General features: G+C 65.9%; 13 protein-coding genes. 6 read left to right on the forward strand and 7 right to left on the reverse strand.

Going from position 1 to position 17,037, the window contains the following annotated elements:
- Window positions 1-2 precede the first annotated feature (2 nt).
- The 4 genes from EH199_RS09105 to EH199_RS09120 all read right to left on the reverse strand — a co-directional run bounded on the left by EH199_RS09105 (window position 3) and on the right by EH199_RS09120 (window position 4,795).
- Window positions 3-1,127, reverse strand: coding sequence for a dipeptidase (locus tag EH199_RS09105; protein WP_124808935.1), 1,125 nt, complete (start codon window positions 1,125-1,127; stop codon window positions 3-5).
- Window positions 1,117-2,493 (reverse strand): amidohydrolase family protein, encoded by a 1,377-nt coding sequence (locus tag EH199_RS09110; protein WP_124808936.1) that lies wholly within the window; start codon window positions 2,491-2,493, stop codon window positions 1,117-1,119. The genes EH199_RS09105 and EH199_RS09110 overlap by 11 nt, the downstream gene beginning before the upstream one ends.
- Before the next feature lie 173 nt (window positions 2,494-2,666).
- A complete protein-coding gene (locus tag EH199_RS09115) occupies window positions 2,667-3,677 on the reverse strand; it encodes a hypothetical protein (protein WP_124808937.1) in 1,011 nt (336 codons plus the stop codon).
- A complete protein-coding gene (locus EH199_RS09120; RefSeq protein WP_190287195.1) occupies window positions 3,674-4,795 on the reverse strand; it encodes a phosphotransferase family protein in 1,122 nt (373 codons plus the stop codon). The genes EH199_RS09115 and EH199_RS09120 overlap by 4 nt, the downstream gene beginning before the upstream one ends.
- A gap of 218 nt (window positions 4,796-5,013) precedes the next feature.
- Between EH199_RS09120 and EH199_RS09125 the strand changes: the two genes are divergently transcribed.
- Window positions 5,014-6,093, forward strand: a complete 1,080-nt coding sequence (locus tag EH199_RS09125; protein ID WP_223806570.1) for an alpha/beta hydrolase — start codon at window positions 5,014-5,016, stop codon at window positions 6,091-6,093.
- A gap of 10 nt (window positions 6,094-6,103) precedes the next feature.
- On the opposite strand, the gene EH199_RS09130 is transcribed toward EH199_RS09125, so the two are convergent.
- Window positions 6,104-7,213, reverse strand: coding sequence for an alpha/beta hydrolase fold domain-containing protein (locus EH199_RS09130; protein WP_223806571.1), 1,110 nt, complete (start codon window positions 7,211-7,213; stop codon window positions 6,104-6,106).
- Window positions 7,214-7,385: 172 nt separating this feature from the next.
- Here EH199_RS09130 and EH199_RS09135 point away from each other — a divergent pair, with 172 nt between their 5' ends.
- From EH199_RS09135 to EH199_RS09150, 4 genes are all read left to right on the forward strand, one after another.
- On the forward strand, window positions 7,386-8,486 hold the full coding sequence (locus EH199_RS09135; RefSeq protein WP_223806572.1) for an alpha/beta hydrolase: 1,101 nt from the start codon (window positions 7,386-7,388) through the stop codon (window positions 8,484-8,486).
- An 85-nt stretch (window positions 8,487-8,571) separates the two neighbouring features.
- The gene (locus EH199_RS09140) at window positions 8,572-10,737 is read left to right on the forward strand and encodes a TonB-dependent receptor (RefSeq protein WP_190287196.1); all 2,166 of its coding nucleotides are present in this window, start codon (window positions 8,572-8,574) and stop codon (window positions 10,735-10,737) included.
- Window positions 10,738-10,805: 68 nt separating this feature from the next.
- The gene (locus EH199_RS09145) at window positions 10,806-12,512 is read left to right on the forward strand and encodes a carboxylesterase/lipase family protein (protein ID WP_124808940.1); all 1,707 of its coding nucleotides are present in this window, start codon (window positions 10,806-10,808) and stop codon (window positions 12,510-12,512) included.
- Window positions 12,513-12,615: 103 nt separating this feature from the next.
- Window positions 12,616-13,617 carry a LacI family DNA-binding transcriptional regulator gene (locus EH199_RS09150; RefSeq protein ID WP_124808941.1) on the forward strand — a complete coding sequence of 334 codons (1,002 nt, stop codon included), beginning with the start codon at window positions 12,616-12,618 and terminating at the stop codon, window positions 13,615-13,617.
- Window positions 13,618-13,644: 27 nt separating this feature from the next.
- Here EH199_RS09150 and EH199_RS09155 read toward each other — a convergent pair whose 3' ends face one another.
- The gene (locus EH199_RS09155; protein WP_124808942.1) at window positions 13,645-14,814 is read right to left on the reverse strand and encodes a glycoside hydrolase family 68 protein; all 1,170 of its coding nucleotides are present in this window, start codon (window positions 14,812-14,814) and stop codon (window positions 13,645-13,647) included.
- Window positions 14,815-15,201: 387 nt separating this feature from the next.
- Here EH199_RS09155 and EH199_RS09160 point away from each other — a divergent pair, with 387 nt between their 5' ends.
- Complete coding sequence (locus EH199_RS09160) at window positions 15,202-16,179, forward strand: alpha/beta hydrolase (protein ID WP_124808943.1); 978 nt, start codon at window positions 15,202-15,204, stop codon at window positions 16,177-16,179.
- A gap of 15 nt (window positions 16,180-16,194) precedes the next feature.
- On the opposite strand, the gene EH199_RS09165 is transcribed toward EH199_RS09160, so the two are convergent.
- Window positions 16,195-16,851: a DsbA family protein gene (locus tag EH199_RS09165; RefSeq protein WP_124808944.1), complete on the reverse strand. Its 657-nt coding sequence runs from the start codon at window positions 16,849-16,851 to the stop codon at window positions 16,195-16,197.
- Window positions 16,852-17,037 lie beyond the last annotated feature (186 nt).

Consider the following 17,037-nt stretch of genomic DNA (forward strand, 5'->3'; position numbering starts at 1 on the left):
GGTCACGCGCCCCATACGGCTTCGGCATAACGCACGAAGTTCAGCCCCATGATCTTCTCGATCCGCGCCTGGGTCCAGCCCTTGCCCTTCAGCAAGGCAATCAGGTCGTGGAACTGTTGCGGCCCGCGCAAGTCGACGACGAAGGGATAGGTGTCCGCCCGCTCTCCCGCCGCGCTGATCCCGGCTGCCTGACGCTCCGCGATCTCCTTGGCGAGCGCGGCCTGATAGGCAACGAGGTCGTCGATCTGCGTGACCGATCCGTCGGTTCCGATGCCAACGTGATCCTCGCCGCAGACATTCACGGCATGGTCGAGATGCGCGACGACATCGGCAGCGCGGGCGTGTCCGGTGGGATTGAGGAAGGGCATGAAATAGATGCCGACAAAGCCGCCACGCTCTGCGACCAGACGAAGCTCTGCGTCCGTCTTGTTGCGCGGCAGGTCGGTCAGCGCACGGCATCCGGTGTGATTGATCGAGATCGGCTGGGACGAGGCCAGCGCGGCATCGAGGCAGGTCTGTTCGCCGCTGTGCGACAGGTCGACCATTACCCGGTTTGCGTTGCATCGCGCGATCACTTCGCGGCCGAGCGCGGTGATGCCGCGGTTCTCCGGCGCCATCGATCCGTCGCCGAGCAGGTTGGCGGGGTTATAGGTCAACTGGAATACGCGCACGCCAAGCCCGGCGAAAATATCCACGCGCGATGGGTCCTTGCCCATCATCGCGCCGTTCTGGAAGCCGTAGATCAGCCCGATGCGTCGTTCCTGCGCGGCGCGGCGGATGTCCGATGCGGTATGGACCTTGAGTACATCGCGCGCGTGCTTGCGAACCAGCGCATCGGTCGCGGCGATATCGCGCACCGAAAGTTCGAAGGGATCCTCCTCGCCCGAGACATAACCCAGCGTAACGTTGATCGCCGTCAGGCCCGACGCGTGCGCTTCGGCCAGCACGCGCGGCGAGAGGTCAGGGACGAGATTGCCGTGAGGATGGTTGGGATCGTCCATCCCGCCGAGCGCATTGACGATGAGCATTGTATGTCCTTGCGCGCTCGCCTTGCCCGCAACGCCCAGCGCGGCGACCGCTGCGGTTCCCGATGCCGCGCCCAGAAAGGTGCGCCTGTCAGTCGTCATTGTCGTTACCCATCTCGTCGGCCGTTACCGGGCGATAGTCTGCCCGGCGGTATTCGTGACCGCGCTTTACCGTCATCTGCACGCTGCGGATATTGCCGATGTCGGCGAGGGGATCGGCAGACAGCACGACGAAGTTCGCGAGCTTTCCTGGTTCGAGCGTGCCCATGTCCTGTCCCTGTCCCATCGCCCGCGCGCCGACGGCGGTGGCCGAATGGATCGCAGCAAGCGGAGGCATGCCCACATCGCGGACGAGGAACTCGATCTCGGGGAAGACATCGGGCCACTGGCTTCCGGCACCCGCTACCGAATCCGTGCCGGCGGAGATCGGTACGCCAGCGTGCCATGCCTGTCGCGTCAGACGTGTCGTGGTCGGGCCGGTGCAGCGCAGCGCCTTGCGTTCCGGATGGGCCGCCCGCTCCTTGTCATAGCGCACGAACAGGCTGCCGGTCGCATCGAGGATCGTCCCGCGGCGCACCATATCGGCGAACAGACCAGCCATGACCGGGTCATCGGGTTGCTTTAGAAGGTTTTCGTGGACCGGTGTGTGATCCTCATAGGAGGACAGCATGACCGGCTCGGCCTGATAGGCGAGGTAGCAGACATGGCTCACGGAATCGACGCCCGCGTCGATGACATCGGCCGGGCGGGTGGGGAAGACCGCGCTATGCGCCCACACGAGCATGTGCTGGCGATGCGCTTCATGCGTGATCGCGGCGATCAGGTCGGACGGCAGGTCGGCGTAGATTTTGATCGCCGCGGCGCCGGTGCCGCGTGCCATGCTGATGGCGTGCACGATGTTGGTCTGCTCGTCGATCGCCTGCATCCACGGCGCGGTTCCCGGCGCATAGCCCTTGCTCACCGAGCCGACGCGGGGGTCGGCGAAGAAGGGGCGTCCGGCAAACACGGCGACATAGGCGATGTCAGGCGCTGGAATTTCTCCGAAGCGTGCCTCGCGTGCCAGTTCGCCGACCAGCCTGATGTCGTCGGCCATGTCGCGCACTGCGGTCACGCCGCCAAAAAGATCGCGCCGCAGTCGCGCGCGCGCCCTGACTGGCTCGGGCGGCGTTGCCATGTGCACGTGACTGTCGATCAGGCCAGGGATGACGAAAAGGCCGGATAGATCAACACGTCGCGCGCCGGGTCCGTCCCGCCCGGTCGCGCTACCATGCGGGACGATCGCGACGATGCGTTCGTCCGAGACGATGATGTCCTGATGCGTCCGCGCCGGTGCGCCGGTTCCATCGATGACGGTTGCATCGGAATAGACGGCGTCGTGCGGGGGTGGTGCGGCTCGGCTCGCTACCGCATGGAGAAGGGAGATGCCTGAAAAGGCTAGGGCGATTGCTCGCAATGGTCGCAGCTTCATCCCTAAAGCATTTCAGTGGTGGAGATTCTGGTCAATGGCGATGCTGGCTCGACCAGCATGCCTGCGCTCGACAAATGAACGAATGCCGTTGTCGAAAAGCGATTTTCGATCCTTGAGTCCTCTGTCGCCGACCTCGGAGAGCGGTTATCCCCAAAGCGCAATCTCTCCGCGCGCTAGCGTTTCCGGACCTCCTGAAAGGCCTGCTCGCGGTAAAGCCCGTTGGCGGACGAGGTGCCGAACAGCATCGGCGGCTGGCCGGTCCCGCCGCGTGCATTGAACATGGTGCTGAGGTGAACCCCGCCGGTGCGACCGTTCCAGTGCCCCCGCGCCGGCATGCCCACCTCAAGATAGCGGCCGCCCATGCCGAGGACGACATTGCCGAAACCTTCGAGGTCGATCGTGTGCGTGCCGAGCGTGGCGGCGTCGAAGGTCACGCGCGCATCGCGCATCGTTATGCCGTCGAGCGTCACCCCGAAGCGCGCATCCAGCGTCAGGGGGCGGGCGAGTTCGCCCTCCCGGATCACGAAGCCGGTGCGGTTGCGTCTGCCTGAAAAGGTGATCGACTCGCTCATGCTAAAGATCAGGTCGGGTCCGAACGAACCGACGAGCCAGAAGAAGGTGGCGAGCGCGGCCTCGGGATCGTCGTGCTTGCGCACCCCCCAGCTGTGATCGCGGTGCCCGAAGCCGTCGACCGTCCATGTCCGGTCACCGATCCGCATGGTTCCATGAACCCGCCCTGCGACCTCGGTGTGCATCGCCGCGAACTTTTCGCGGAAGCCGCCGGTCAGGCCGGACAAGGCCCAGGCGTCATAATGCGGATGAAGATTTTCGACATGCAGGTCGAGCGCGCAATCGTCATCCTTGGCGGTCCAGCGATTGGTCGCGCTGTCGAAGGTCGCGGTCAGAAATCCGTCGATCGCAAAGCCGTTCGCGAAGCGGTCGCCCTCGCGCATCGGCACGTCGATCCGCGAACGATTGTAGCCGACGCCCGGCCCCACGACGCCGAACGTGCAATTGCCCGTCCCCAGGTTGGGGTGGTGGCCGATCCGGATGAAGCCGCCCAATCCCTGCTCGATGTCCTGAAAGCAGAGAACCACGCTTTCCTGCCAATGCGCGTCGGGTTCGGGGGCGTGCGGCCACTCGTCCTCGACCGGCAGGACGATGATATCCTCGGCGGGAATCATGCACCGATCCCCGGAACCAGCGCCGCGAGGCGCTTGCGTGTCGCGGTCCAATAGGTGCGTTCGACGTCTTCGAGTTCGGGGGGCAGGCGGCTCATGCCCATCGAGGCGAAGACCGCCAGGCGCCATTCGCCCAGCACCTGTGCGAACGCCCAGTCGTCGAGCTTCCCGCGCGCCTGCAGGTAGGCCGCGATCATCTCGTCGGGCGTCGGAATGCCATCGACGGGCGGCGCGAGCAGCGCGAAATGAGCGATCCCGGCAATCTGGTAGGCAAGGTCTGCTTCCCCGACGCCATGGTGCGCCAGTTCCCAATCGAGCAGGGCCACAACCTTGCCGTCTTCGCCGTACATGAAGTTCGATATGTTCGCGTCGCCGTGCGCCAGTTCGGGGGCGCGGTGGCGCGGCGCCTGCGCTGTCAGCCAGTCGGCGACCGTCTCCAGCGTCTGGCGAATGTCGCGGTAGAAATCCGCCTTTGCATCCTGCGCGGCGGGCGGAATCGTTCGCCGCAGCTCGGTCAGTGTCCAGCCGATCTCGCGATCGAGATAGTGACCATCGCCCCCGCGCTGCGCGAAATGCCCGTCGGCGAGACCACCGGGAGAGGTCGCGTGTATCAGCGCGAGCGTCCGCGCCGCTTCGAGCAGCATGGCGTGCCGACCGGCCGCGTCCACGGCCATGTAGGGGCCTTCGTTGAACGGCATGGTGCTTGGCGCGATCCCCTCGATCCGTTCCATGAACAGTCCGGGCTTGCCGTTCACCGCGCCATCGGCGTCGAGCCACAGCGCTTTCGGAACCGGAAGCCCGCGCGCGTGCAGGCCCTGCATGATCGAGAATTGGGGCGGCAGCGAATATTGGCTGAAGAACGCGCCACCAAGATCGTAACGGAACACGAGCCGCAGCGGCAGCTGGTTTTCGCCCGCAATGTCGGCGTCGAAAAGGATCGTCCCGCTGGAGGCGCCGGCCGAACGGCGCCCAGCGTCGATCCGGATCGCGCCGATGTTTCCACCGAGCGCCGCCTGCCGGTTCAGAAAGGCCCTGAGCCGTTCGGCGACTTTCTCGTCGTCTCCGCCCTGCGTTGCCCCGGTAATCGCCCGGCTTGCAGCGAGCGCGCTATCGTCGACCATCCATCTCTCCCGCGCCGCCGTGTTGCGACCCGAACAAGAAATGTGACGAAAAGATATTTTTGTCAAATTATCAAAACCAGATCGCGACGCCTGGACCGCGCCGGTAATTAGTCCTGACGCTGGCAAGGTCCATGCCCATCGCAGCCCTGTCATGGCCGCGCCTGCTTCGAGTTCCAAACCTGCTGTGCTATCGAGCGGTTCTGGCGTGGGAGGCGTGCTTGCAGTTCAACCGCAGAGATCTGTTTTTCGGCGCGGCCTGTCTGGGGACGGGTCTTGCCGTGTGGCCTGGCCTTGGCGCATCTGGCTTAGGCTGGGCGCGCGCACTGGCCCAGGAGGCGGCAGACCCTTTGCGGCTGTTCGATCCCGAGCTCCGCGAAGCGGCGCGCGGGATGTTGCGCCAGACGTTCCCACCACCCACGCGAGAGACGCTGCCGGCGATGCGGGCCTCGTGGGCTCCCCCGCCCCTCCTCGATGCGCCCGCGCCCTCCGTGGCGTTGCAGACGATCCCTGGCCTGGCCGGGGCGCCTGATGTCGCGGTCGAGGTCATCGGCGCAAAGCCTTCCACATCGGGCCGTCCGGCCATTCTCCACATCCATGGCGGTGGCATGATCTCTGGCCGCGCGAGGAACATGACCGCGTTCTGCCAGACCCTGTCGGCGGAATTCGATGCGGTGGTGGTCAACGTCGATTATCGCCTGGCTCCCGAAACGCCGTTCCCCGGCCCCGTGCTCGATAACTATGCCGCGCTCGAATGGATGGCGGCGAATGCCGGACCACTCGGCATCGATCCCGCACGGATCGCCGTGATGGGGGAAAGCGCGGGCGGAGGGCTTGCCGCGCTGGTCGGGCTTATGGCGCGCGATCGCGGCAAGGTGCGGGTCCGCCACCTCGTCATGCTCTATCCGATGCTCGATGACCGCACGGGATCGACGCGAACCGCGCCGCCACATATTGGCACGGTCGGCTGGTCGGCTCAGGCGAACCGGTTCGGGTGGTCCTGCTTTCTCGGCGTTCCCGCAGGATTGGCCAAAGTGCCTGAAAACAGCGTCCCGGCGCGCGTTGCCGACGTGGAGGGGCTGGCCTCCTCCTTCATCGGCGTGGGCGCGCTGGACCTGTTCGTCGAGGAAGATCTCGATTTCGCGCGACGGTTGATCGCGGCCGGGGTGCCGACGCGCGTTCACGTCACGCCCGGCGCCTTCCACGCTTTCGATTTCGTGGTGCCGCAAGCCCGCGTTTCCCGCGAGTTCACGCAGGCCTGGAAATCGAGCCTGCACGCCGCGTTTGGCGCGCCGGCCTGATCACGGGCCGCTATTGCCCGAGATGCTTGTCGAAGAACTTGAGGATCACGTCATAGGCTTCCCGTGATTCCGGCATGTTCGGCTTGTAGAAGAAGCCGTGGAACAGGCCTTCCCAGACGTGAAGGTCCGCATCCACGCCCAGAGCCACCATGCGGCTGTGCGTCCTGACGGCGGAGCTCAGCTCGAATCCGCGCGTCGCGGTGATGATCAGCGTCGGCGGAAACTGCCGCAGCACTTCGTCGGACGATCCGGGGGACACGAGCGGATCCCTGGGATCGGCGCCCGCGAAGTAGGGCAGGGAGGTCCATGGCGCATCGGCGCTGGGGGGCCATTTGGGGGCCGGGCGAGCTTCGCCGACAGCGGCCGTCATATAGTCCGCATCGCCGCCGAAGCCGTTGGCCGAGGTGGTGAGGCCGGCGCAGAAGATGCCGACGGCCCCTGGCCTTGGCAGGTCATGCTTCTGGAACCAGGCCGTCGCCATGCCCGTCAGCATGCCACCGGCGGAGCAACCGTAGATGCCGATGTTTGCGGCGGGATAGCTCTTCAGCAGTTCGCGATAGACCAGCGCCACGTCCTCGCTGGCAGCGGGGAACCGGTAGGCCGGTCCCTGGCGGTAATCGACGGAAACCACGCGCACGTGTCCGAGTGCCGCCACCGGAATCGATTCGAGTTCGGCACATGCGGGAAAGCAGCCCATGAAGCCGCCGCCGTGCAGGTTTATCAGCACGCGGCGCGCGTTCTTCGGGGCAATGCCGGCCTTGGGCGCATAGTCGAACACGCGGACACCGCCGAGCCTGCGTTCGGTCATGGCATAGGCGAAAGTGGATTTCGCTTCGGCGAGATAAGGCTCCATGAACACCGGGACGCCATTGTTCTGGCGCACCTGTTGCGGGTTCTGCATCGCCTTCAGGTGATCGGCGACATAGCGCTTCGCTTCCGGGCTAAGCATCGCCGATACCGGCACCGTCATCGCGGGAACGTGGACCGTTCCGTCGTCCTCGACACGGACTTGCGGCGGCGGCGTGTCTTGCGCGTGAATCGAGGGCGAACCCTGAAGGAAAGCCAGCAGCGCCACTATCGCGCGCAGCATCCTGCTTGCACCCTTTGCCGGTCTGGTCATGCGCTCGATCCTCTCCTGCGCGTTCGTTCAATTCGTGGGACGGCTTTCTGCCGGCCGCGCCGTGATGACGAAAGCCTGCGTAATCGATTGCATTATCCGTCGCAAGGTGTAAGAAATCGATTACGCAGAGTGCGCTCCCGCTTGAAGGAGCGAATGGCCGAGAGGATTGCAGGTGGGTTTTACGCGACGAACGTTCGGCATCGCCGCGCTGGGAGCGACAGCCGCACCGGCGATATTGGCGGCTGGAGTTGGCCGCGCGGGAGCGAGCCCCGCGATCGCGAGCGCCGATTCGGACGGATTGACCATGGTCGATCCGGAACTTCGCGAAGGCGCGAAGCTGATCCTTTCCCGCCCTTTGCCCGATCCGCTCGATCACAAGGCGATCCTTGGAATGCGGGCGAAAGCGCCGCCCCCACCCGCCGCGCTGCCGTCGCCCGCGCCGGCGGTCGAGCTTCGGCGGGTGCCCGGTGCGCAAGGCCAGCCGGATGTCGGCGTCGCGGTGATCGGGGCGCGGCGCGATGGCATGCTGCGACCGGCGGTGCTGCATATCCACGGTGGCGGCTTCATCGTCGGCCGGATGGAGGACACTTTTCCCGCATCGCAGACCCTTGCCGAGGAACTGGATTGCGTGGTGGTGGAAGTCGATTACCGGCTATCACCCGAGACGCGGTTTCCCGGGCCGCTGGAGGATTGCCATGCGGCCCTGGTATGGCTGCATGCCAATGCCGAAGCACTGGGCGTTGACCGGGATCGTATTGCGATCAAGGGCGAAAGTGCCGGCGGCGGGCTTGCCGCCATGCTGGCGATTGCCGCGCGCGATCGCGCGAGCGTGCCGTTGTGCTATCAGGTGCTGATCTATCCGATGCTCGATGATCGCACCGGCAGCATCCGGCGTGTTCCGCCGTTCATCGGAACGATCGGCTGGAACGAGGCGGGCAACGTTGTCGGCTGGACCAGCCTGCTGGGGCAACCCGCGGGCATGGCCTCGGTGCCGCACGGCGCAGTGCCGGCGAGAGTGGAAAACCTGGCCGGCCTGCCGCCGGCGTTCATCGGCGTGGGCGCGATCGATTTGTTCGTCGATGAAGACATCGCCTATGCGCAGGCGCTGATCCGGCAGGGCGTGCCGACGCAGATGCTGGTCGTTCCCGGCGCTTACCACGGTTTCGATTTCATCGCGCCGGCATCCCGCGCGGCCCGGACGTTCACCGCTTCGTGGAAGCTCGCCCTGGGGGCGGCTTTCCTGAAGGGGAGTGGAGACCGGCCCGGGGCATAGCGGTCGCAGGGGTGTTTGGCTTCTGTGCATGGTTTGACATCAAATGCGTAATCGATTACTCAACTGCAAAACAAGGGAGGGTATCATGAAGGCTCACCAGCATATTCAATCTCTGCACACGCGCCTGCTATGCGCTGTTGCGATGGCAGCTTGCGGGGCGGCGTGCGGGATTGCTCCCGCGCACGCGCAGGAAACCGCCGCCGACAAGGCGAGCGACACTGCCAGCGCAGAGGAAATCGTTGTCACCGCCCTGAAGTCCGGCTCGGTCCGGCTCGACAAGGTGCCGCTCGCTATCCAGGCGTTCAGCGGCGATACGCTGAAGCAGCGCAACGTGCGTGACGGGGCGGACCTGATCCAGTTGATCCCCGGCGCATCGCAGGCGCAGGAAATCGGTGCCGGCTATCGCATCTTCTCGTTCCGCGGCTCGGGCGCCGGCGGCCCGATCGGCGATGGCCTGATCGGCTACTACCTCGATGACACACCGTTCGGCGTGCCGAACAACCAGGCGGCGCCGCCGGTCCAGTACTTCGACATCGATCGCGTGGAAGTCCTGCGCGGGCCGCAGGGCACCCTTTACGGGCTTGGCTCGTCGGCGGGCACGATCATCTACCACACCAAGAATCCCGATCTCGAGAAGATCACCTACGCGGGCGAGCTGGAGCTTTCGGGCACGCGCGAGGCGGGCGATCCCAACTACCGCGGGGCAGGCGCCTTTTCCGTTCCGCTGGTGCCGGGCAAGCTCGCGCTGCGCATCAGCGGTGGCTATGACCGCCGCGCGGGCACGGCCGACATCTATTCGGGCGCGCCGACCGGCACCCCGCGCGAGAAGGACGCCAACTACGTCATCTCCAAGGATATCCAGGCGGTGCTGCTGTGGAAGCCGGACGAACTGACGACAGTGCGCGCGCGGGGCTGGTACTTCAGCACGGACCAGAAGTACCTCAACGTGATCAACTCGCTTGATCCGCCCTATGCCGCGTACCAGGGCGACGTGGTCGGCTATGACCGCCGGCGCGCGTGGTACGTCTCGAACACGATCGAGCGCGAGATCGGCGATTTCACGCTGACCAACGCGACATCGTACCAGAAGTCGCTGCCCGGCGGTTTCCAGGTGGGGCTCAATCTGGGCGCGCCGCTGGGCATCGGCGTGTTGAACAACGGCGGCGATGCGCGCAGCTTCGTCAACGAACTGCGTCTTGCGACAAACGGTGCCGGCCCGTTCAAGGGTGTTGCGGGCGTGTACTACCAGAACGCGCGCAGCCTCTATACGTTCAATCTGACGTTCCCGACGCTGGCCCTGAACGGGCGGACGATCACCAAGACCGAAAACGCGGCCGTGTTTTCCGAAGTGAGCTACTCGCTGTTCGATGGAAAGGTCGTGCCGCTGGTGGGGCTGCGCTACTTCAAGGATCACCGTTCGTCGGATTCGGTTTCGAACGGGGTCGGCGTGACCAGCAAGGCTACGCCCGATGCGCTGACCTGGCGCGCGAACCTGGCGATCAATCCATCGCCGAACTGGATGCTGTTCTTCAACGCGGGCACCGGTTTCCGCAGCGGCATCCTGCAATCGAAGGCGCAGGCCGACGCGGTGATCGCCGATGGCGTGCCGAGCAGCATCTCGCTGACACCGGACAAGCTGCGCAACCTGGAAGTGGGGACCAAGGGATCGCTGCTGGATGGCGCGCTGCACGTCGCCGTCAGCCTCTACGACATCAAGTACACGAACATCCAGAGTGCCTTCAACACCTCGATCGGCCTCTCCGCCTTCGCCAATCTGGGCGATGGCAAGGCGCAGGGTATCGACATGGAGCTGTCCTGGCGCACCCCGCTGCGGGGGCTTACGCTGAACGCCATCGGCAACGTCAACAATTCCAAGTTCACGCGCGTCCTGCCCGCCTTCTCGGGGGCCGATCCGCGGATTGCCAATGGCTTGCGCCTGCTCAACACGCCGACGCACAACTTCCGTCTGGACGCGACCTACGAGCATGACATCGGCCGCGCCGTGCTCTTTGCGACGAGCTCTGCGACGTTCGTGGGCCGCTCGCGCCTGGGCGATGCCACGGTCAACGAGATCAACCCGTATGAGCTCTATCAGGCGAGCATCGGCGTGCGGTTCGACCGCTACGAGGTGCGCCTGTTCGGTGACAACCTTTCGGACCTGCGCGGACCGACCTCGGCGAACGGCCCCACGCTGCTCGCAGGGCCGCGCCCGCGCACGATCGGCGTGACGTTCCGCCTCAATACCAACTGACCCGAGACGCGGCGGCACCGGCTCCAGCGGGAGAAGGTGCTGCCGTTCCGGGGGCGGGAGCCTCAGCCATGGCGCGGCGTGATGACACCAGCGAGGGACTCGATCGTCGGGGACTGATCAAGGGCGCGGTGGCGGCGGGCCTGGCGCTTGGCTCCGCGCCCGCGGCTGCTTCCGCCGCCGGGAGAGGCGAAAGGGCCACGAACGGCATGGTTCCCGACGACGGGATCACGACCGACCCGGCGCTGGTGACGGCGCGCACGGTCAACGGACGCATTCGCGGATATCGCCAGGGCGGCGTCCTGATGTTCAAGGGCGTACCCTATGCCGCGTCCACCGCCGGGGCAAACCGCTTCCAGCCGCCGCAGCCGGTCAAACCGTGGCAGGGCGTTCGCTCCACGCTGCACTACGGCCCGATCGCGCGGCAGGACAAGGGAACCGGACGGTTCAACGATGAGGAAGCCTTCATCTTCCGCTGGAACGATGCGGTGGAGGATGAAGACTGCCTGCGGCTCAACTTGTGGACCGCCGGATGCGACGACGCGCGCCGCCCGGTGCTCGTATGGCTTCACGGCGGCGGTTTCGCGGCCGGTTCGGGGCATGACATTCCCGCTTTCGATGGCGAAAATCTTGCGCGCACCGGCGGAGCCGTGGTCGTCACGCTCAATCACCGCCTCAACGTCCTTGGCTTTCTCGATCTTTCCAAATGGAGCGAAGACCTGCGGGATTCGGCCAACGCCGGGATGCTGGACATCGTGGCGGCGCTGCGCTGGGTGAAGGACAATATCGCGGAGTTCGGGGGCGATCCCGCGCGCGTCACCGTGTTCGGCCAGTCCGGCGGCGGGGCCAAGGTGAGCGCGCTGATGGGAATGCCGGCGGCGCGCGGCCTGTTTCACCGGGCCGCCATTTTCAGCGGCTCTTTCGCGCAGTTCAACACACCGGAGCGCAGTGCCAGGCTTTCCGCGCTCCTGTTGCAGGAACTGGGCGTGCGCAAGGGTGATCTCGCGCGGCTTCAGGCCATGCCCTACGCGACCTTGCGCGCCGCTGCCGCGCGCGTGGCCGCCCGGGTCAACCCGCCGTTCGATGGGTTTCTCGACGTTCGCCGCCTGCCGCAAATGCTGAACTTTGCCCCGGTCGTCGATGGCAGGACGATCCTGCCCGATGCAGTCGATCCGGCTATGCCTCGGACCATGCCCGAGGTGCCGTTGATCATCGGATCGACGCTCAACGAGTTCGTGACCGGCATCAACAATCCCGACGTGAACGATCTGGATGCCGAAGGCCTGCGCGCCCGGGTCGAGAAGTTCGTGCCCGGGCGCGCAGGACCTGTGCTGGAGGCGTTCCGGCGCACGGCGCCCGATGCGGCGCCTTTCGCCCTGTGGTCGCGGATCGCCACGGCCCCGATCCGGCAGGCGGTGATCGATCAGGCGCGGCGGCGTGTCGCTGCCGGGGCTGGAGCGACTCATCTGTTCTGGTTCACGTGGCAGACGCCGATCCTTGATGGACGGCCGATGGCGTTCCACTGCCTTGATATCCCCTTCTGGTTCGGCAACGCCGGAAAGTGCGCCTCGATGACCGGCGGAGGTCACGAGGCGCTCGATCTGGCTGCCAGGATGTCGGGCGCGCTGCTGGCCTTTGCGGCAACCGGCTCGCCCGATACGCCGGCCTTGCCGCAATGGCAGGCGGTTTCGGCCGCCAATTTTCCCTCGCTGCGTCTGGACGGTTCACCGCGCATGGATGCGGAAAGCGACGCGGACGCGCGCGCCAGCCTGCGGTGAGGCGGAGCAGGCCATTGGCCGGTTGCGCAACCGCGTGTAGGTGTTGCGCCGGGGTATCGAGGGCTTGCGCCTGAAGGCTTGGAGCCGAGACACGAAGGATCAGATGGTCAGCGTCAAGAATCTCAAGGAATTTGCCGAACTGGCCGGTGTGTCGACGGCCACGGCCTCGCGCGCGCTCACGGGGTCGGGCCGCGTCAGCGACGAAACGCGCAAGCGCATTTCCGCGCTCGCCGAAAAGCTCGGCTACCAGCCCAACATCGCCGCCCGCAACCTGCGCACGCAGCGCACCATGACGATCGGCGTGCTCGTTCCGCTGGGCCACGAAGCATTGCAGCACCTTTCGGACCCGTTCTTCAACACGATGACAGGCTTTCTCGCCGATGCCTTCGCCGAGAACGGATACGACATGCTGCTGTCGCGCGTGCTGCCACGCAACGACCGCTGGATGGACCGCTTCATCGCGAGCGGCCGGGTCGACGGGATCATCGTCGTCGGCCAGTCGGACCAGTTCCATATCATTGAAACCGTTTCGCGCCGCTATCGCCCGATGGTGGTGTGGGGCGGCCATTCGCCGGGCCAGCATCACTGTTCGATCGGTTCGGACAACCGGCTGGGCGGGCGGCTGGCGGCCATGCACCTTGTCGAACGCGGTTGCACGCGCATCGCCTATGCCGGGCCGGTGGATGGTTCGGAATTTGGCGAACGTATCGATGGCGCCCGCATGGCCGTGCTGGAAGCGGGTCTGCCGCCGTTGCAGGAACTTCCGACGCACTTCGAGCCCGATGCCGCCTACGCGGATGTAAGGCAGAAGCTGGAAACCTTGTCGGAGATGCCCGACGGGATCGTCGCCGGCTCCGATGTCACCGCGATCAGCGTGATCCGCGCGTTGCGCGATCTGGGGCGGCGGGTACCGGACGATGTCAGGGTCATCGGCTACGACGGATTGCCGATCGGTGAGCATATGTCGCCCCCGCTCAGCACCATCGACCAGCAACTGCGCCACGGCGCGCAGCTTCTGACCGAAACCCTGCTGCGGCGCATCGGCGGAGAGGAAACGACATCGCAGCAGATCGAGCCGCGGTTGATCGTGCGCGGATCGAGCTGAACGGGCCAGTATCGCCCAGCCTATCGCTCAGGCGACCACCCGCGATGTCGCGCCATCTAGCGCGATACGGAAGAACGGCGCGGGATAGCCGGCGAAATGGGCTCGGCGCTGGCTGGCCTCGGTGATCGACGCCATGTCGCCGATGCCCGGATAATCGGCGAAACCGATCACCTGCAGATCGTTCATGACCCACCAGCTGTATTCCTGCGCGGGGCATTGCTCGGGTACGCTCGCAACCAGCCCCGTCCCGTTGAGCAGCGTGAACGGTCCCAGCGGGGTCGGCGCCACCGCGCCATAAAGACCGGTCGGCGCGGCCGCGCCGTCCTCGGCGAAGACCTTGCCCTGTGTCGACCAGAACAGGTAATATTTGCCATCCACCGCGCGCATGTGCGGGCGTTCCAGCTCGTTGTTCAGCCCGGCCGCGTTGAGCACCGGCGCCCGCAGGGTCCAGCCGGAGGTTTCGCCATCGCTCGCCGTGGCGACGCCGATGACGCCGGTCCAGCGCGAGGAAGAACGTGCGCACGATCCGGTGAAGAACAGGAAGTCTCCGCCGCCGCGCGGATCACGAAAGAACCCGGGATCGCGGAAGCCGAGGATTTCTCCCGCCCGCCCTTCCGTCTGGTCCGCGACCCTGTAGTGCCGGCCGTCCGCGATGATGACTTCCGTCAGCCCGGACCAGCCGGATAGCGCAAACGTGCCATCCAGCGCTTCGAACCCGCATTGCGCCGCGAACAGCCGTTGTTCCAGACTGGGCGGGGTGACGCCGCGCCGCCCGGCGGCGGTGAAATAGACGGTGAGCAACCCGGCCGTCTCGTCGAGAACGGCCGAGCCCGACCATTCCCGGTCGCCCGGCGTAAAGCCATCGGGAAACACCGGCTGGTGCAAGGTCCAGCAACCGCCCTTCTCGCTGGCGAGGTGGATGCGCGCGATGGCATGGCGCGCGTCCGGATCCTCCCCCGCCGGGGCGGTCAGCACCATCCACAGGGCGGCGCCATCGAAGCGGGGCAGGGAGCCATCGGCCCGCTCGACCGGCCACATGTCCCACAGATCGAAGCCGGGCACGCGCACGGTTTCGTCCAGCGCGAAAGCCGGGATGGTGTTGTCGGATGTCAGGGTGAGGGAGGACAGGTCGGCGGCGGTCCACAAGGTGGACTCAGGCATACCACGATTGCCGTTTGCGGTGACCATGGTCGCCATACTGAAATATTCCTCTCGCTTGCCTTGGCGAGGATCGGCCCTCGCGTAAACGTTACACTAAAATTCTCGAACGGCGCCTGTGTCCCTGTCGGAAGCAGCGCGCTTCCGCTTATACCCGTATTGAAAACCCCGTAATTTTGCCGTTCCCTGGTTGATGGCAATTCGTGCTGGCCAATCCGCGCGACCGATCCTAGGATAGAGCAATCGATTACGCAATCGTGCATTTTCACGGTATGACATCGGTTCCGGGAGGTTGGCGGACGTGGTCGGCAGTGGCAGGATGGCCGGCGGTGGCGTGCCCGCCGGTCCCGCCTGTCGCGGACCGGGGTTGTATGCGGGAGTCGGATGGTCGGAAGCTTTCCGGCCTGCTTGTTGCGGGAGAATGGAATGGAATGGCCGATCAACCGCAGGCAGGTGCTGCTGGGGAGTGGAATGTTGCTGACGAACGGGCCGGTGCAAGCCGCCAGGGAAGCCCTGAAGATCCCGCAGGGTGCGGGCCAGTTGTCTGCCGCGTGGCTGGAGGCGCCTGCACTGCCGCTTTGGGAAGGGCAGCCGCCCGGCGCGCCGAAGGTGGCGCCGTCGAAGTCCGCCACGCTCGATCCCACGTTCATTACCGGGGTGATCCGGCCCGAAATGCGGGTGTTCCGTCCGCAGAAAGGCAATGGTCGCGCCCTGCTGGCGATCCCGGGCGGCGCATACAATTTCGTGTCGAGCCGCAACGAAGGACTGGACGTCGCGCGGGTGTTCACGGGTCTGGGTTACACCGTGTTCGTCCTGATCTATCGCTTGCCGGGCGAGGGCTGGGCCGATCGCTGGGACGTGCCGCTGCAGGATGCGCAGCGCGCCATGCGCCTCATCCGGTCGCGGGCGGCGTACTTCGGCATCGACCGATCCGTCGCCGTGGTGGGGTTTTCGGCCGGCGGGCATCTGGCGGCTTCGCTCATCACCAGTGGAAGGCAAGCGGTCTATGCCGCGCGCGATGCTGCGGACGAGCTGGACCCGGTGCCGAACTGCGCCGGCCTGATCTATCCGGTCATTGCCGTGACGCCGCCCTATACGCATGCTCTTTCCGCGCAGACCCTGCTCGGCCCCGCGCCGGAGCTCGCCCTGATCGGCCGGCGCTCACCCGCGCAGCACGTCGGTGCCGATACGCCGCCGACGTTTCTGGTTCACGCCCTCGATGACGAGGCCGTTCCCTATCAGAACACGATGTTGTTCCTGGATGCCATGCGCGGCGCGGGACGGCCGGTGGAAACGCACCTGTTCGAGGAGGGCGGGCATGGTTTCGGCATTGGCCCCGCAAACGCGCCGGTGGGGCAATGGCCGTCCTTGCTCCATGCGTTTCTGGGGCGGCACGGGGGCTGAACGGCATGGCTCCGGTCAGGCGCCCGTCGGATTGGCGCGCGCTCTGGCCACCACGCGCCGAAGGTTCGCGATGTCGACCGCGCCGGGGATCAGATAGGGGCCGACAAGGATGCCCGGCGTACCCTTGAGGCCCATCACGGTGGCGTAGAGATTGGTGCGGGTGATGGCTGCGTCGATATCCTTTGCGTGGATCGCAAGGTCGCCCTGCAACCTGTTCCAGTCGATCCCGGCCCGATCGGCCGCCGCGCGCACCCCTTGAGAGGTAATCCGCCCCGGCGTCTGCATCATGGCATCGTTGAACGCAGCGTGCCTGCCCTGATAGTTCGCGGCGATTGCCGTGCGGGCGGCTTCGACCGATCCCGCCCCGAATATCGGCCAGTCGCGATAGACGACCTTCACTTTCCGGTCTTCGCGCAGCAGTTGCTGGATCACCGGGTGGATCTGCTTGCAGTAGGGGCACTGGTAGTCGGAGAACAGCACGATCGTGACGTCCGCGCCGCGCGGCGCGACGGTCGGTACCACGGGATCGTTCTGCAACAGGGCGCGGATGTTGGCGGCGGCCTGCGTATCGTCGGTCCCGCGCCCGGGCGCTGCGGCCAGCGCGGCCCCGGTCGGCAGGAGCAGCGCCAGCGCGGCGATTGCGGCAAGGCCGGCGTGCATCGTATTCTTCATGCAAGATCCTTTCAGACCGCTCGATAGCGGCGACCTACTCGTCCGGGTAGCTGGTTTCCTTATCTGGACAGTCTGCACCGTGCCTGACGCTTCATTGAAGGGTATCGTCCAAGCGCGACGCAGGGGGTCATCAGGCCGGATGAAGCGCTCCCAATAAGCTGGCGTAGTCCGGCCTGATGACCACCG

This window comes from Novosphingobium sp. LASN5T, from assembly GCF_003856955.1.
Lineage (GTDB): Bacteria > Pseudomonadota > Alphaproteobacteria > Sphingomonadales > Sphingomonadaceae > Novosphingobium.

Coding starts and splice junctions, on each gene's coding strand:
- EH199_RS09105 (WP_124808935.1), bottom strand. CDS start 1,127: ATGACGACTGACAGGCGCACCTTTCTGGGCGCGGCATCGGGAACCGCA.
- EH199_RS09110 (WP_124808936.1), bottom strand. CDS start 2,493: ATGAAGCTGCGACCATTGCGAGCAATCGCCCTAGCCTTTTCAGGCATC.
- EH199_RS09115 (WP_124808937.1), bottom strand. CDS start 3,677: ATGATTCCCGCCGAGGATATCATCGTCCTGCCGGTCGAGGACGAGTGG.
- EH199_RS09120 (WP_190287195.1), bottom strand. CDS start 4,795: ATGGTCGACGATAGCGCGCTCGCTGCAAGCCGGGCGATTACCGGGGCA.
- EH199_RS09130 (WP_223806571.1), bottom strand. CDS start 7,213: ATGACCAGACCGGCAAAGGGTGCAAGCAGGATGCTGCGCGCGATAGTG.
- EH199_RS09140 (WP_190287196.1), top strand. CDS start 8,572: ATGAAGGCTCACCAGCATATTCAATCTCTGCACACGCGCCTGCTATGC.
- EH199_RS09145 (WP_124808940.1), top strand. CDS start 10,806: ATGGCGCGGCGTGATGACACCAGCGAGGGACTCGATCGTCGGGGACTG.
- EH199_RS09150 (WP_124808941.1), top strand. CDS start 12,616: ATGGTCAGCGTCAAGAATCTCAAGGAATTTGCCGAACTGGCCGGTGTG.
- EH199_RS09155 (WP_124808942.1), bottom strand. CDS start 14,814: ATGGCGACCATGGTCACCGCAAACGGCAATCGTGGTATGCCTGAGTCC.
- EH199_RS09160 (WP_124808943.1), top strand. CDS start 15,202: ATGGAATGGCCGATCAACCGCAGGCAGGTGCTGCTGGGGAGTGGAATG.
- EH199_RS09165 (WP_124808944.1), bottom strand. CDS start 16,851: ATGAAGAATACGATGCACGCCGGCCTTGCCGCAATCGCCGCGCTGGCG.